The 15,529-nt window shown below is 46.9% G+C and carries 9 protein-coding genes; 2 read left to right on the top strand and 7 right to left on the bottom strand.

Annotated elements, in window-relative coordinates:
* The first annotated feature begins 82 nt into the window (after window positions 1–82).
* The gene (locus GY843_RS20350) at window positions 83–331 is read left to right on the top strand and encodes a YfhL family 4Fe-4S dicluster ferredoxin (protein ID WP_286240887.1); all 249 of its coding nucleotides are present in this window, start codon (window positions 83–85) and stop codon (window positions 329–331) included.
* A gap of 112 nt (window positions 332–443) precedes the next feature.
* Here GY843_RS20350 and GY843_RS20345 read toward each other — a convergent pair whose 3' ends face one another.
* From GY843_RS20345 to GY843_RS20330, 4 genes are all read right to left on the bottom strand, one after another.
* Window positions 444–7,040 (bottom strand): DUF6701 domain-containing protein, encoded by a 6,597-nt coding sequence (locus tag GY843_RS20345; protein WP_297312456.1) that lies wholly within the window; start codon window positions 7,038–7,040, stop codon window positions 444–446.
* Between the two features lie 72 nt (window positions 7,041–7,112).
* Window positions 7,113–7,646 (bottom strand): DUF501 domain-containing protein, encoded by a 534-nt coding sequence (locus GY843_RS20340; RefSeq protein ID WP_297312455.1) that lies wholly within the window; start codon window positions 7,644–7,646, stop codon window positions 7,113–7,115.
* A gap of 8 nt (window positions 7,647–7,654) precedes the next feature.
* Entirely contained in the window at window positions 7,655–9,733 is a 2,079-nt protein-coding gene (gene recG / locus GY843_RS20335; protein WP_297312454.1) for an ATP-dependent DNA helicase RecG, read from the bottom strand.
* The gene (locus GY843_RS20330; RefSeq protein WP_297312453.1) at window positions 9,730–10,635 is read right to left on the bottom strand and encodes a hydrogen peroxide-inducible genes activator; all 906 of its coding nucleotides are present in this window, start codon (window positions 10,633–10,635) and stop codon (window positions 9,730–9,732) included. The genes recG and GY843_RS20330 overlap by 4 nt, the downstream gene beginning before the upstream one ends.
* Before the next feature lie 50 nt (window positions 10,636–10,685).
* Between GY843_RS20330 and GY843_RS20325 the strand changes: the two genes are divergently transcribed.
* On the top strand, window positions 10,686–11,555 hold the full coding sequence (locus GY843_RS20325) for an SDR family oxidoreductase (RefSeq protein WP_297312452.1): 870 nt from the start codon (window positions 10,686–10,688) through the stop codon (window positions 11,553–11,555).
* 66 nt (window positions 11,556–11,621) lie between these two features.
* On the opposite strand, the gene GY843_RS20320 is transcribed toward GY843_RS20325, so the two are convergent.
* The 3 genes from GY843_RS20320 to hemB all read right to left on the bottom strand — a co-directional run bounded on the left by GY843_RS20320 (window position 11,622) and on the right by hemB (window position 15,501).
* Window positions 11,622–12,059, bottom strand: coding sequence for a transposase (locus GY843_RS20320; protein WP_297312450.1), 438 nt, complete (start codon window positions 12,057–12,059; stop codon window positions 11,622–11,624).
* Between the two features lie 93 nt (window positions 12,060–12,152).
* The gene (gene ppk1 / locus GY843_RS20315; RefSeq protein ID WP_297312448.1) at window positions 12,153–14,303 is read right to left on the bottom strand and encodes a polyphosphate kinase 1; all 2,151 of its coding nucleotides are present in this window, start codon (window positions 14,301–14,303) and stop codon (window positions 12,153–12,155) included.
* A gap of 187 nt (window positions 14,304–14,490) precedes the next feature.
* A complete protein-coding gene (gene hemB, locus GY843_RS20310) occupies window positions 14,491–15,501 on the bottom strand; it encodes a porphobilinogen synthase (RefSeq protein WP_297312460.1) in 1,011 nt (336 codons plus the stop codon).
* Window positions 15,502–15,529: the final 28 nt, after the last annotated feature.

The following is a 15,529-nucleotide window of genomic DNA, read 5'->3' as shown; positions in this document are numbered from 1 at the left end:
TTTGTACATCCGTCTGTGTCTAAGGCCCTGACTGAGCACCTGGGCCAGTAACTGTTTAAACTAATGAGTGAGGTAGCCACCCATGGCATTAATCATTACTGACGAATGCATCAACTGCGATGTATGTGAGCCGGAATGCCCTAACGAGGCAATCTCTCCGGGTGATGAGATCTACGAGATCGAACCATCTAAATGTACTGAGTGTGTAGGCCACTACGACACGCCACAGTGTGTTGAGGTTTGCCCGGTAGACTGTATCCCTAAAGATCCAGATCACGAAGAGACTGAAGCTCAGCTGATGGAAAAATACAAGCAGCTGACAGGTCAGTAAGCTATACGCTTACAATGAACACAAAAAAGCAGGCATTAAGCCTGCTTTTTTATTTCCTGCGCTTTTATCCTTAAGCCTTATAGATTCCAGCCTTCGCTGGAATGACAAACACTTACCGATACCGCTCCTGCCAGAAGATCATGCGGTCATTACCACGCGCGCGGCCAAATGTTACCAAAGCCCCTCTGGCTTCTGTATCATCGGCACTACCATCTTGATCCCAGTCGTAACGTAACCAAGCATCGATGTTAATGATATCTACCGGGAATGAACCAGTATTGTCTGCATCACCAGTACCGATTCCTGGTGCGCTAAACAGCAAGCCAAAATCACCACTGCTCGCTGTTACATCCGTAGCCGTTTCTGTAGTGAATGAACCGGTCGTTTCAACATCTGCATCTGTATCAAAGTCCACATCCATACTTGTCGTTAATAATACAGAATTAAAGATGATATTGGCTTTCGACAAGACGGTACAACTGTCGTCAGTGTTAGTGACAAAAGCGTTTCCATCCCAGTACTGAGTTACAAATGGCACCGGAATGACCTCTGTTTCAGGCCCATGAGCGGATGTAATTGATAAACGCCCGTACCTTAGCTCCTGTGCACTGCCAAGTGAAACCGCATCGCAACTACTACCACAATTTCCGGCTGTCGCTGCATTCATATCCCTATCAGCATCAGCAAAATCACGGTTATCAAGTTCAGAGTCTACTCGTAAACCCAATTGCAATTGGGTGTATGGCCCATCTTCCAGTCCAGCAGCGCCCCCTGACCTAGTGAAAATAACATCAGTCAAGGCAGAACCCGACGTGCGATCAACTACACCTGCAGACCACCCCGCCAATGAAGAGGACGTGTTAACTCTGCCACTCAAATCAACACCGTTATCACTATCCTCTGCCAGCAGCTCAAAGGAAGCTGTATTACTGTATAAAGACAGATCATAGTTCTCAGTCACCTGATCATTCGCAGCCCTTGCTTCCAACCTGTAAGCAATAGATGGGAAAGGCTGTTGCATATAGGTGTAGACAGAACAACTCGCGGTCACCGCATCATCAGAGAAAGCAAAATAGTCTGGATAGAATCGACCGATCTTGGTTGAGACACTCTGAATATCAGCGTCAGTATCGCCCAGATAATCATTCATCTGAGCAAGAATGCTGACACTACCTACCTCATCGTACTGAAGAGTCGCTGTTACATTATTGCCACTACGATTAGCGTAAGTATCCAGTAACGGTGAAGTCGCTCCAGTTAAATTACCCTCAACGCCAGAAGCCGGAGTATACGCATCAATGGAAATGTTGGCTGTACCGGTAAAGTTTGGAGTCACACCGTTATCGGTTACATCAGCACCGGCATCAGGGATTCCATCTCCATTGCTATCATCATCACTGTGATAGAGGTAAGCATTGATCGTTATATCAAAGTCGCTGCCCGCAGAAGTAAAACCATTACCCCCTACTTCATCACCAGCAGTATTACTCGTGCTACCCGCCATAATAGATGGGAAACCAAAAGCAAATGGCCTAACGATAAAGTCATTTGACTGACCACTCATAACAGGATCAGACAAATACATATTGAGTCGAACCTGCCCTGCATCGCTATAGTTCAGATCAACGGGAGTGCTGCTCATAGAGTTAGCATCAAATGTGATATTTACATTGGTATAACTCAATGATGCGCCATTGTTGTGCAGATTAACGTTAGTTCCTTCCACACTAAACGACTGGCCAGATGCACAAGTACTAGGGTTGATACAGCTCGCGGCAAAACCAACAGCCTTGGTCGATGAAATCGGACTACTACAGGTGGTTGGATCTGCTTCATCCGCTTCAAAAGCTTTTAAATAAACCCCTGTGGAATCTTTAGCCGATATCTGCGTTGAAATATTAAGTGGAGTGCCTGCGCTATTAACAAACTTCAGTACCGCTCCACCAATCGTTAAATCTGGATCATCGGATGCATCGGCACTACCACTCGTTTCTGTGGTTGAACCATCACTAACACCAAACCCAAATGTGCCCTCTGTGGTATGTAAAAATTCCAGTACAACCGAAGACGAACCACTAGCAAAGGTATAGGTAGCCGCTCCATCATCAGCAGCTCCATTAGCCAGAGAACCTCCACCACTAATAATACTTGTCCAGTCACCTTTACCGGTTCCTGTAGAAAGCGTGATTGTGGCTTCCCCAGCATCTATAGGGTCGTGGTTACTATCATGGGCAGTGATGGTTACCTGCTCAGCCAGACAGGTTACTCCTGTACCGGAATGGCTAATGGAGTAATGATCGATAGATGACTGACAAATACGTGGCGTGCCATCCCAGTTATTGGAGTTCATTATGTTGGTTCGAATATCGCTGATATCTGCCTGGCTGAGTACCGAATCAAAAATCAGCAGTTCATCCAACTTACCCACCCAATCCTGTGAGTTATCAAACCCGCCACCCACTGAATCCTGCTCCTGCCCAAGGATAAGACCACCTGTAGCAACTGAAATAGGATCACTGTCATTTGAATCGGGATGAGTGATACAACCCTGGCTAACGCCATCAATAAAGAAACAACTTTGTAAGCTATTTGCTTTGCGAGTCCATGCTAACTGATGCCAATTGCCATCTCTTACCGTTGAAGTACTACTCATCCTGGTTGCTTCGTCAAAAGGGGAGTCGGTAATGGTTGGCCAGAACCGGTCGGAGTTATCAAAGTACCAAACAGCCTCATTAGTCGCAGCTCCCGAGTTACCGGAAGCTGCAGAGATAATCGTGGAGTCCTGGTTAGATGAGGTCTTAGCCCAAACAATAACAGTGAAATCTTTTAAACCATCCATTGCATCCTTATCTAGGGCGATAAAATCAGTATTGCCGGCAAGACTTAGATCAGCTGAATTACAAAGCTGAGCATCACTACTTGGTGAACTATTTGTCGCAGTACCATGATAATTGTTACCACTGGAATCAATTACATCATCTGTCCCGCTCCAACTACCTTCATCAAAACGCCAATCAGCAACAGGGCTAATAGATTGAGTCGCACAGTCGCCTCGACTTGTCCCATCATAGTTCAACCCTGCATCCTGATTATCAAAGAGCAACTCTACCTGACTTTGGGAAAGCGCTTCTCCAAAGAAAATCAGCTCATCCAACAGCCCACGATAATCCTGCCCATCGTCAAACCCTCCGCCAAGGTTATCTTGTTCTTGGCCGATAATAAGTCCATTAGATGCGATAGATATATTAGTGCTGTTTAAGCTTTTACAGCCCTGTAAAGTCTTATCAATATAAAGGCAATTTTCGGTTCCTTCCCGCGTCCAAACCAAATGCCGCCAGCTTCCATTGGCAAAATTTGAAGCACTGATGGATCCCCCATCACCATCATTCAGGTGAGGCCTAAAACTGGTACTGCTATCAAACCAGAAAATAAGTTCATTGGAGGTCCCACTATTAGCACCAGATATTAGGGCTTGATTAGTGGCATCAGACGTATTCACCCAGGTTGAGATTGTAAAATCGCCCTGATTAGAGAAGAAACTCCCGTTTAATTTTAAATAGTCAGAGGTTCCGGTAGTACTCAGATCGGCCGCATTACAGATTTTTCCCTCAACCGGAGAGCTATTGATCGCTTCACCATGATATAAGCCAACGGAGTCAACTACCTCATCATCAGAACCATCCCAGGAAGTCTCATCCATTCGGTACTCAGCAAGTGGATCAGGAAGGGTAACAAGGCAAGTTACTGGATCACGATCAGTATCGTCGGCATTTTTCCCTGCAAGCTCATTCGTATAAATCTGGCTGGCATGATCCGCTTCAAGAGCAGAAGCATAAATTTTGAACTCATCAATATAACCTTTCCAGGACTGGCCGCTATCAAATGAGCCACCAAACGAGTCTTGCTCCTGACCAATGATGACTGAAGAGCCGTTATTGATTGAGATTTGCGACCCGCTACCATCGTCATGGCAGTTAGCCAGGCTTCCATCCACATAGAGGCACATATCATTACCCGAACGGGTAATCAGCAGATGGTGCCAACTGTTATCCGTTAAAGACTTCCCGGCATCAACCTTATTGCCCTGATTACCGACATTCATTTGCACTTCATCGGAACCGATCAGATAGATCTCTATTTCATTATCACCAGAACTGCTTCCAAGCGCCTGGAAGATTTCCTGCTGAGAGGGGCTTGTATTGGTTTTAATCCAGGTTGAGATACTGAAATCATTCAACCCATTAACCGACCCCATAGGTACAGTCACGTAATCAGAAGTATCTGTTACAGATAGATCGAGGGAGCGGTTAATAACGTACTGATCATCGGTACTCTCGGTGTTATTTGCAGTGCCATCATAGCTGCCCACACTGTCAGTTATTCCCTCCACCAAGGTGCATTCGTCAAAGCGATACTCTAGACGAGGATCTGGTAGCGGAGGAGCTTCACAAGTGACAGGGGATCGGGTGGTTCCATCTGCATTTCTGCCCGCCGCCTCATTTGTGTAAATCTGGTCAGCATGGAACTCTTCAAGTTTAGAGCCATAAATTTTGAATTCGTCGATATAGCCTTTCCATGACTGACTACTATCAAACGATCCACCATAGGAATCCTGCTCTTGCCCAATAATCACGCCGGAACTGTTACCAATAGACACTGATGAGTTACCCCCATCATCATGGCAATTGGCCAGATTACCATCTACGTACAAGCACATATCTCGGCCCGAACGCGTAATCAGCAGGTGATGCCAATTATTATCCGTTAAGGTTTTCCCCGCACTAACCGTATTACCACTATCACCTACATTCATTCGAACCTGGTTTGAACCCACCAGATATATCTCAATCTCATCATCATTCGCATTGCTGCCAAGCGCCTGGAAAATCTCCTGTTGTGAAGGTGATTGATTGGTCTTAATCCAGGTGGAAATACTGAAATCATTCAAGCCATTAACCGCACTTCTAGGTACGGTAACGTAATCAGACGTATCTGTTGCTGTGAGGTCTAGAGAAAGGTTAATGAGATACTGCTCATCTGTGCTTTCAGTATTATTAGCCGTACCATCATAGCTGTTCGCGCTATCTGGAACCCCTGTGCTCAAATCACACTGATCAAACCTGTATTCCAATCGAGGATTAGGCAGATCACAGTCCAGAGAGAAGCTGGCTTGTGAATTATTGTCGATTACATTGCCACTGCTGTCCTCAACGTTGTTTACCGTCAACTGGTAATTACCACTGACCAAAGTTGCGGTAATTAAGGTTACAGTGCTACCTGAGACTGAAGCAGAAGAGATGGATACTGAACTGCTTGTATCAGTATTTACTAAGGAATAATTTCCAGTCGAAGAAGCAGTGGCGTTATCTACTGCTTCAGAGAAGGAGACATTAACTGTTGTCAGAGCTGAACAGCTGGCCGTTACAGTAGAAAGCTCTGGCGGGGTAGTATCTGAGCTTCCACCACACATACCAGCAAAGTTCGCATCAGTTATCGCACCTGCATCATAATCAAAATCTATATCCTTACCCTGAGATAAGCTTCCAGCTACGGTAAAGGCACCATCAAATTTAGACTCTTTATCCAATGTTGCATCACCCGCAACATAAATAATGGCATTAACCTCGGACTCTTTAGCAATATATAGGTCACCGCCAACATAGATAATTAAATCTTCAGGCTTTCCATCCACATTTATTTCAGTTTCTTTTGCGATATCGAGGTCACCACTAAATTGCAGGCGAACCGTGCCACTACCACTAATTTCCACTTCAGATTCTTTGCCAATGGAACCCGACGTATAGAAATAGGTATTATCAGCATTAAAGGTGATCTCTGATTCCTTCCCATAACTCAGAGCGGAACCTGAACCACTTAAAGGAGTAAGACCTAAACTGGAATTAGATACAGGTGAAGAAGGGAAAATCAGTGGGCAGCTATTTCCACCATCACCGCCATCACCGCCATCACCAGCTTCACAGAGATTACCAAAATCGGCTTTAGCTTGTTCTGCCGCTAGAAAATTGACTGTAGCATCTTCTTTCAGTTCAACCTTTTTACCACTTGCAGCTCCGTTAACTACTGCATCTTCTTCGATTTTGAGATCATCTTTGCTGTATAGAAACGCGGTAACTTCAGCATCATCTTTTATTTCAATTTTGTCCCGACTATAGATCAGCAAATCAGCTGCGCTACCACCTACATTTACTTGGGTATTTTTCTCAATTTTCACATCCTTCTTGACCAATATACGTACTGGACCAGAATTAATGATAATCCGTGCACCTTCTTCTAATTCAAAATCATCCTTGAACGTATAATCACCCGCTGAAAGCCTCAGTGTGGCATTCTTTTTGATTTTCCCCTCTTTATAATTTCCAGGACTTAACGTCTCGCTGTCACCTTCATCTAACTCATAGTCACTATTTCCGGAAAAGCTGTTGTAGTCGATAGAGCTTGCAGCATTACCAGAGGCAGAACAGCTGGATGGAGGGCAGCTATTACTACCACTACCACTGATTGATTTGGTATCAAGGATGGAATCAGGGCTGTTATTAATTCGGGAACTGCTCTTAAGTTTAATCTCTCCGCCGCTGTTATTGCTGGAAAGGCCATCGGGAAAAACTGCTGTACACTCTGTTGCCGCCTGCACTGTAGATACAGTCAGGAACAAACCAACTAAAACGCATAACAACGATCGCAACTTCATATTTCTCAGGCCCTGCCAAATTTAAACGCAATACATCTTTTAAGTTTAGACGCTAATTGTTCAAAAAGTGCGCTAAATCTTGGCGTTAATCAAGTTAAGTTGATATTTTTCATCCAGTTTTTGGCCTACAGCACTTCCTGCAGCCAGATGGTAGGCATACTGCATATGTAAACAACGGATTTTGTCCCACTGGGAGATTCCACCAATCCCATATTGCGTGTAGAGATGGGTGAAACCTAGCTCCTCTATCCGGTCCTTCTGTGCATCTGTTACTGTGGACCAGCGCAGATCTGCATAACGTTGCTGATCTGCCAGATGAGCTTCGCGAAACTCTTCATCCTCTTCCAACTCTTTCTCAAGCTGTTTAACACCACCAGCAGTTTCAATCTCAGCAATCGCCTGGTAGACATCCTTACTGGAAAGCCAATAAAGTGTTGGAAACGGCTTATCATTAACTAAGGGCTGCATCTGTAATACCAAAGGCACCCCCTGTTTATTCTGTACGGCGATACCCGCAAGACCAACAGGCTCACGACCCAGTTGCTGACGGATAATTTCCAGTTGTTGTCCAGTTGGTTGAATCGGTTTAATCAATTTCAAGCTCACTTAATAACTTACACATTGCCGTAATCTTCACCACGGCCCAACCATCGTTGTACCAGAGATTCAGCATGATCGGGCCACTGTTCCATCTGCCCTGCCACCGTCTTCACTCGGGTGAGCAGATCAGAATCGCGCTGCAGATCTGCCATTTTAAACTGCATTACACCGGTTTGCCTTGTGCCCAAAACTTCACCCGGTCCACGTAGCTCTAGATCTTTCTCGGCGATACGGAAACCATCGGTCGTTTCCCGCATCACTGTTAGGCGCTCGCGCCCCTGATTGGATAGAGGAGCGTGATACATCAGCACACAAAAACTCTCAACAGAACCTCGCCCAACACGACCACGCAACTGATGTAATTGTGCCAAGCCAAGACGTTCCGGGTTTTCAATAATCATCACACTGGCATTGGGGACATCCACACCCACTTCGATCACAGTAGTGGCTACCAGAAGGTCCAGCTCAGCGGATTTAAACTGCTGCATAATCTCGGCTTTTTCCGCTGGTTTCATGCGACCATGCACCAAGCCTACACGCAACTCAGGCAGTGCCTGCTTTAGCTCTTCTGCTGTAACTTCTGCCGCTTGGCACTGCAACGCCTCAGATTCTTCAATCAAGGTACAGACCCAGTATACCTGCCGTTTCTCAGCACAGGCACTGCGAACACGTTGCATTACCTCTTCACGACGGCTATCAGCTATAACCACTGTATTCACGGGTGTTCTGCCAGGAGGAAGCTCATCAATAATCGAGCAATCCAGGTCTGCGTAGGCACTCATCGTCAGAGTTCGAGGAATAGGTGTTGCCGTCATAATCAACTGATGCGGTGCCAGCTCACCGTTGCGCCCTTTTTCACGTAGAGAGAGACGCTGATGAACACCAAAGCGGTGCTGCTCATCAATGACCACTAACCCCAGATCAGAAAACACGACCTCTTCCTGAAACAGAGCGTGTGTACCCACCACAACACGAGCTTCACCTGAACGAATAGCTTCCAATTGGGCCTGACGTTGCTTGCCTTTGAGTTTTCCAGCCAACCAGGCAACTTTAACGCCGAGGGGTTCAAGCCAGTTCGTGAAGTTAATAAAATGCTGCTCAGCCAGAATCTCTGTTGGCGCCATGACTGCGGCCTGTAAACCACTCTCTACCGACTGAATCGCAGCCAACGCAGCCACCACAGTTTTACCAGAACCCACATCACCTTGAACCAAACGTAGCATTGGAAAAGCCAGCGCCAAATCTTGAGACACCTCTTCACTGACTCGTTGCTGTGCTCCAGTAAGCGGGAAAGGAAGTTGATCTAGAAATTGCTGTTTTAGCTCACCGCTGCCCGACAATTCAGGAGCACCTTTTTTTCGAGTTTTCTGGCGTAGTTTTAATAAAGAAAGGTGATGCGCTAACAGCTCTTCAAAGGCCAGACGACGTTGCGCCGGGTGTAAACCTTCTAATAACAGATGTTGATCCGCATCGACGGGTGGGCGATGTAGATAAGCAACAGCATCAACTAAGCCCGGGAACTGCCAGTTTTCACGTAGCGCTTCTGGTACCAGTTCCTGAAGCGCACCACGCTTAAGATAAGCCAATGCTTGTTCGGTAAGCGCTCTTAAGCGCCCCTGATGTAAGCCTTCAGTTGTCGGATAAACGGGAGTCAGGTGCTCTTCGACCGGAACAAGATCATCACTATCAACACGTTTATATTCCGGATGGACTATCTCCAAGCCACTTGGACCGGTTCGTGTTTCACCAAAACAGCGTATCCGTATTCCCGGCTTTAGATTATTTTTCTGGGCGGCCGAAAAATGGAAGAAACGCAACGTCATTGTCCCGGTTCCATCTTGAATTCGGCACAGTAAACTTCGGCGGCGGCCTTTGCTGATATCCGCAACTTTTACCTCGCCTTCGATTACGGATTCATCTCCCGGGCGTAAAGAACCGATAGGTATAATCCGGGTCCTGTCCTGATAACGGAGAGGCAGGTGGAAAAGCAGGTCTTGCAGGTTCTGAATACCGAGGTTGTGCAGCTTTTTCTCTAAGGCTGCACCTACCCCTTTCAGTTCACTAACCGGAATATCGGCCAGAGTTGCTGTCATCGATGGTTCGCCGGATCAAAACTACTGATCGCTTCCACAAGCACATCTATCGCTTGCGGGCGCGGGAAACTGGCTCGCCAAGCAACACCCACGGTTCTGTTAGGAACGGGCTCTTGGAATGGACGTGTTTCCACCATATCCGAATGGCACGGTCCATAAACAGCTGATTGAGGTAGAACGGAACACCCCAAACCCGATCCAACCATCATACGTATCGTTTCCAGCGAACTACCCTCGGTAATGGATTGCTGATCGTGCAACGCCTGATTCAGAGTCGGCCATGATTCCAGAACCTGATCACGGAAACAGTGTCCTTCACCCAGCAACAACAACTGAGTATCTGGAAGTTCCTCACCATTGATCTCTTTCTTTGATGTCCAGGCATGCCCTTTCGGCAGTAGCATTTCGAATGCTTCATCGTAAAGCGGGCGGGTCAAAATATCCGGCTCATGGAATGGTAGCGCGAGAATCACCGCATCCAGTTCACCATTACGGATTTTCACACGCAGACTCTCAGTAAAGTTCTCTTCAATATAGAGCGGCATCTCTGGTGCCAACCGCTGAACTTCAGAGACAAGATGAGGAAAGATATAGGGACCAATCGTAAATATTGCACCAACACGTAGAGGGCTCTTCAACTGATCTTTGCCTTCATGAGCCAGATCTTTGATTGTATCCGCCTGCTCCAACACCCGCTGAGCCTGCTGCACTACTTTTTCACCAACAGGCGTTACCCGAACCGCATTTTTACTGCGTTCAAATAAAGCGACACCCAGCTCCTCTTCCAGTTTTTTTACTGCAATAGAAAGAGTAGGCTGGCTGACAAAACATTTCTCAGCCGCATGACCAAAATGTTGTTCACGAGCCAGGGTAACGATGTAACGCAGTTCCGTTAAGGTCATGCAGGTTTATCCTCTGCTATTATGCCACTCAGATTCTGACCGGAGCAGTTATGAAAGACTTTATGCAACAACACACCATCTTGATCGTAGGTTGCGGCGATGTCGGCAGCAAACTGGGTGAGCAGTTACTGCAACAGGGTCATAAAGTATTTGGCCTGCGTCGTAATATAAACCAGCTACCGAGCGGCATCCAAGGTATAAGCGCTGATCTGACGCAATTAGATGATCTTAAAGCAAAACTGCAAAATTATCAGTTTGATATTATTGTCTATTCTGCAGCCGCTTCGGAACATACACCTGAAGGTTATCAACGGGCCTATGTTGACGGTCTCAACAATACTCTTAACGCATTAGTTCAGAAACCAAGCCACCTGTTCTTCACCTCCAGTTCCGGTGTCTACCATCAAAATGACAGTAGCTGGGTAGACGAAGAAAGCCCCTGCCACCCAGGTACATTTAGTGGTCAGATTATGCTGCAAGCAGAGCAGGCAGTTCAGATGGCAGAGATCCCATCGACCGTTGTTCGCTTCACAGGTATCTATGGGCCTGGCAGGAATCACCTATTGAACCGCGTAAAACGAGGTGATGTAGCGCCTAAAAATCCGGACCAGTACAGTAACCGAATTCATCGAGATGATTGCGCTGGAGTACTGAATCATCTGATCAACAAGGTGTTCAACAAAGAGGATATTAAAGCCCTTTATCTCGCCACCGATGATACGCCAGCCACTATGTATGAGGTTACCCATTGGATGGCTAAACAGATGCAAACAGAGATAAAAACAGAAACGGCCTCACGTAGAGCAGGAAGTAAACGTTGCAGCAATGAACGCCTTAAAGAGAGCGGTTATGAGTTTATCTATCCCGGATTTAAGGAGGGGTATACAGACTTGTTGGAGGCGTGTCCTCACGCCGATTGACGTACTTTCTGAAATTTGGGGAATCAACTTATCGCGGTGAGGACACCGCTCCAACACCAACAAGTATTATTCCAAATAAATTGAATCCCACCACGGATATTCCCTTACCGTGCGACAAAGTCCAGCCCGAACCGGATTAAGAATAATATAGCGGGCGATATCAACCAGATCCTCTTCCTGTCGCACTGCATGGTCATAGAAACCTTGCTGCCAAACCTTGCCTCCCTGTTTGCGACTAATCAAAGCTTTTAGCATTTTCACTGCCGAAGATAAGGAGATCCCTTCCCCTAGCTGTATTAGCCAATGGATATGATCAGGCATCACGACAAAAGCCAAAGTTGTAACTGACTTCTGAGACATTCGAAGTGAGATCACCGCATGCCTTGCTAGCAGATAATCCCTAAAGAAAGGCTGTCGCTGATATGTTGTCAAAACCAGATGATATATCTGGTTAGGCTGACTATAACGCCCTTTACGCAGGGCAGAGGTCTTCCATTTTCGCATATGCACATCCTTGTGCTGCTTGTTGGGCGATGTCCTCATCGCGATTTGATTACCTTCTAATCGCGATGAGGACATCGCTCCAACAGATAAATTTTACTTCGCAAACTCTTCCAACAACGCCTGCTGAGCAGAGAAGAGTTCTTCGTCCTCACCTGGTTGGTTTTGAACATAGCTGCCATCAGCTTGAAGCTCCCAGCTCTGACAGTTGTCCTGCATGTAGTAATCCAACTCACGCTTTAAACGTTCAGCATGTTTACCAAATACCTGGAAGCCAGTTTCAACACGGTTGAGCATGTTACGTTCCATCCAGTCTGCGCTGGCGCAGAACACATCAGGCTTGCCATTATTTCCAAAGTAATACACACGGGTATGTTCTAAGAAACGACCAATGATGGAACGTACATGGATGTTTTCAGAAAGCCCTTCAATACCCGGACGAATACGGCACATACCACGGATGATCAGCTCTACTTTTACGCCTGCCGCTGCTGCTTCATATAAAGCACGGATCATCTTAGGCTCAGTCAGGCCATTTACCTTAACCATGATATGCCCAGGTTTACCTGATTTAGCCAAGCGAGCTTCACGACGAATCAGTTCAATCATCTTCGCGTGCAGGGTAAATGGTGCGTTATACAGCTTTTTCAGCTTCTGGATCTTACCCATACCTGTCAGCTGCTGGAAAACCTTGTGTACATCTTCACCCACATCCTGATCCGCTGTTAGGAAGCTGTAATCAGAGTAGAGACGGGCAGTACCAGAATGGTAGTTACCTGTACCCAGATGAGAGTAACGTACCAGTCGGTTACCCTCTTCACGCACGATCAACATCGCTTTGGCGTGACACTTGTAACCCACCACTCCGTATACAACCAAGCAACCTGCTTCCTGCAGACGGGATGCCAGATGCAGGTTACTCTCTTCATCAAAGCGGGCACGTAGTTCGATAACAACCGTTACCTCTTTACCACTCCGCGCGGCTTCCACCAACGCGTTAACGATGTCGGATTTAACACCGGTACGGTAAAGAGTCTGTTTGATCGCCACCACATCTGGATCTTTTGCAGCCTGACGCAACAGATCAACCACAGGGATAAAAGACTGGAATGGGTGCAGTAACAGCTGATCGCCCTGTTTAAGAGCCTCAAAAACATTATCGCCTTTAAGCTTACCTGGGATCCCAGGAGAGAATGGCTTCCAGCGCAGTTCATTACGCTCAACCAGATCACGTACCGCCATTAGACGAGTCAGGTTTACCGGGCCATCTACACGATATGTTTGCGACTCATCCAGCTTGTACTCTTTCTGTAGGAACTCGATCAACTCTTCAGGGGTACGCTGATCCACTTCCAAACGCACCGCATCACCGTATTTGCGAGAATGCAGTTCACCACGCAGGGTATTTGCCAGATCCTCAACCTCTTCCACATCAAAGGTCATATCCGCATTACGCGTGATACGGAATTGGTAACAACCTTTAACCGTCATACCAGGGAACAGCTCATCGGCGAATTCGTGGATGATGGAAGAGAGGAAGATCAGGTTATCACCCGGATTACACAACTCGTCAGGCAAGCGAATAAGACGAGGTAGTGAACGTGGTGCAGGTATGATCGCCATACCGGTTTCACGGCCGAAGGCGTCCTTACCATCCAGCTCAACAATAAAGTTAAGACTCTTGTTAACCAGGCGTGGAAATGGATGTGACGGGTCAAGACCAACTGGGCTGATAACCGGGACAACCTTCTCATTAAAGTAGGTACCGATCCATTCACGCTGTTCTTCAGTCCAGAGGCGACGACGAATAAAATGAATATTCTCTTTTTCCAGCTCTGGAAAGATAGTCTCGTTGAGGATCTTGTACTGACGATCAACCGTCAGGTGGCAGATCTCGCTGATACGCTCCAGAACGGTACGCGGATGCATCGCATCTGGACCTACCGCCTCACGACCATACTTCAACTGGGTCATCTGTTCGGCAACACGGATCTCGAAGAACTCATCCAAATTGCTGGAGAAGATCAGCAAAAACATCAGGCGCTCAAGCAAAGGATGGCCTTCATCCAATGCCTGTTCAAGAACACGAATATTAAACTGCAGGTGACTCAGTTCACGGTTGATATAAAGCTCGGGCGCTTTTAGATCAACCGGCGTTTCCTCAACTTCCTGCTCGGTGATTGCAACACTCTCACGACTTTCTAACAACGCCGCGGCTGCTTCGCTTTGCTCTATCGTATCAACCATACTGGTTCGCCTCTTTCCTTAATTCCTGCAAATCTCATCCACTACACAATGCCGTTCATTTACGCAGAGAGGTCATTGTAGGAGCTCACCCTGTGAGCGAGAACATCGGCCACGGGGTGGCCTCCTACAACATCTATCCCCAAATAAAACTCAAGAACTACATTAGGCCAATAAACAAGAGATAAAATTAGTCATTCATCCACTGCGCTACACGTTTAGCAAAGTAGGTTAGTACCCCATCTGCGCCTGCACGTTTGAAGGCAAGCAGGGATTCCAGTGTCACACTCTGCTCATCCAGCCAACCGTTCTGGAAAGCTGCCACATGCATCGCATACTCACCACTTACCTGATACACGTAAGTGGGTGCTTTCAATTCATCTTTTACTCGGCGCACAATATCCAGATATGGCATACCTGGTTTGACCATTACCATGTCTGCGCCTTCTGCCAGATCGAGTGAAACCTCATGCAAAGCTTCATCACTATTTGCCGGGTCCATCTGATAACTGAACTTGTTGCCCTTACCAATATTAGCAGCAGAACCTACTGCATCACGGAACGGACCATAGTAAGCACTTGCATACTTGGCTGAGTACGCCATGATCAACGTATTCACAAAACCATTGCTTTCCAGCTCATCACGGATACCGCTAATACGCCCATCCATCATGTCACTTGGCGCAACAATATCAGCACCCGCTTCCGCGTGAGACAGCGCCTGTTTGATCAGCGTATCAACGGTACGGTCATTTAATACATAACCCTCTTCGTTGATGATGCCGTCCTGACCATGGGTGGTGAACGGGTCTAGTGCCACATCGGTCATAATGCCCATCTCTGGACAGGCATCCTTGATCGCTTTCACTGCACGCTGTGCCAAGCCATCTGGGTTGTAGGATTCTTCTGCAAATTCAGTTTTTGCATCCATCGGCGTTACCGGGAACAGTGCCATCGCAGGTACACCCAGGGACGCCAGCTCTTTGGCCTCTTTCACCAACAGGTCAATGCTCATACGCTCAACACCCGGCATAGAAGCAACCTGCTCGGTTTCATTCTGCCCTTCAATCACAAAAACCGGATAGATAAGATCATCTGGTGTAAGAACGTTTTCACGCATCAGGCGACGGGAGAAATCATTCGCACGCATACGACGCATACGGGTTTCAGGATAAAAACGCTGACTGTTATTAAAGGCCACGGCGGCTTCCTTCTTGGTGCAGAGATGA

Source organism: Neptuniibacter sp., from assembly GCF_024231755.1.
Classification (GTDB): domain Bacteria; phylum Pseudomonadota; class Gammaproteobacteria; order Pseudomonadales; family Balneatricaceae; genus Neptuniibacter.
This window is presented reverse-complemented; position numbering and strand designations above follow the sequence as displayed.

Bases quoted from the DNA above. Each gene is read 5' to 3' on its own strand.
- ppk1 (WP_297312448.1), bottom strand. From the start codon at position 14,303: ATGGTTGATACGATAGAGCAAAGCGAAGCAGCCGCGGCGTTGTTAGAA.
- GY843_RS20325 (WP_297312452.1), top strand. From the start codon at position 10,686: ATGAAAGACTTTATGCAACAACACACCATCTTGATCGTAGGTTGCGGC.
- GY843_RS20345 (WP_297312456.1), bottom strand. From the start codon at position 7,040: ATGAAGTTGCGATCGTTGTTATGCGTTTTAGTTGGTTTGTTCCTGACT.
- GY843_RS20330 (WP_297312453.1), bottom strand. From the start codon at position 10,635: ATGACCTTAACGGAACTGCGTTACATCGTTACCCTGGCTCGTGAACAA.
- recG (WP_297312454.1), bottom strand. From the start codon at position 9,733: ATGACAGCAACTCTGGCCGATATTCCGGTTAGTGAACTGAAAGGGGTA.
- GY843_RS20320 (WP_297312450.1), bottom strand. From the start codon at position 12,059: ATGCGAAAATGGAAGACCTCTGCCCTGCGTAAAGGGCGTTATAGTCAG.
- GY843_RS20350 (WP_286240887.1), top strand. From the start codon at position 83: ATGGCATTAATCATTACTGACGAATGCATCAACTGCGATGTATGTGAG.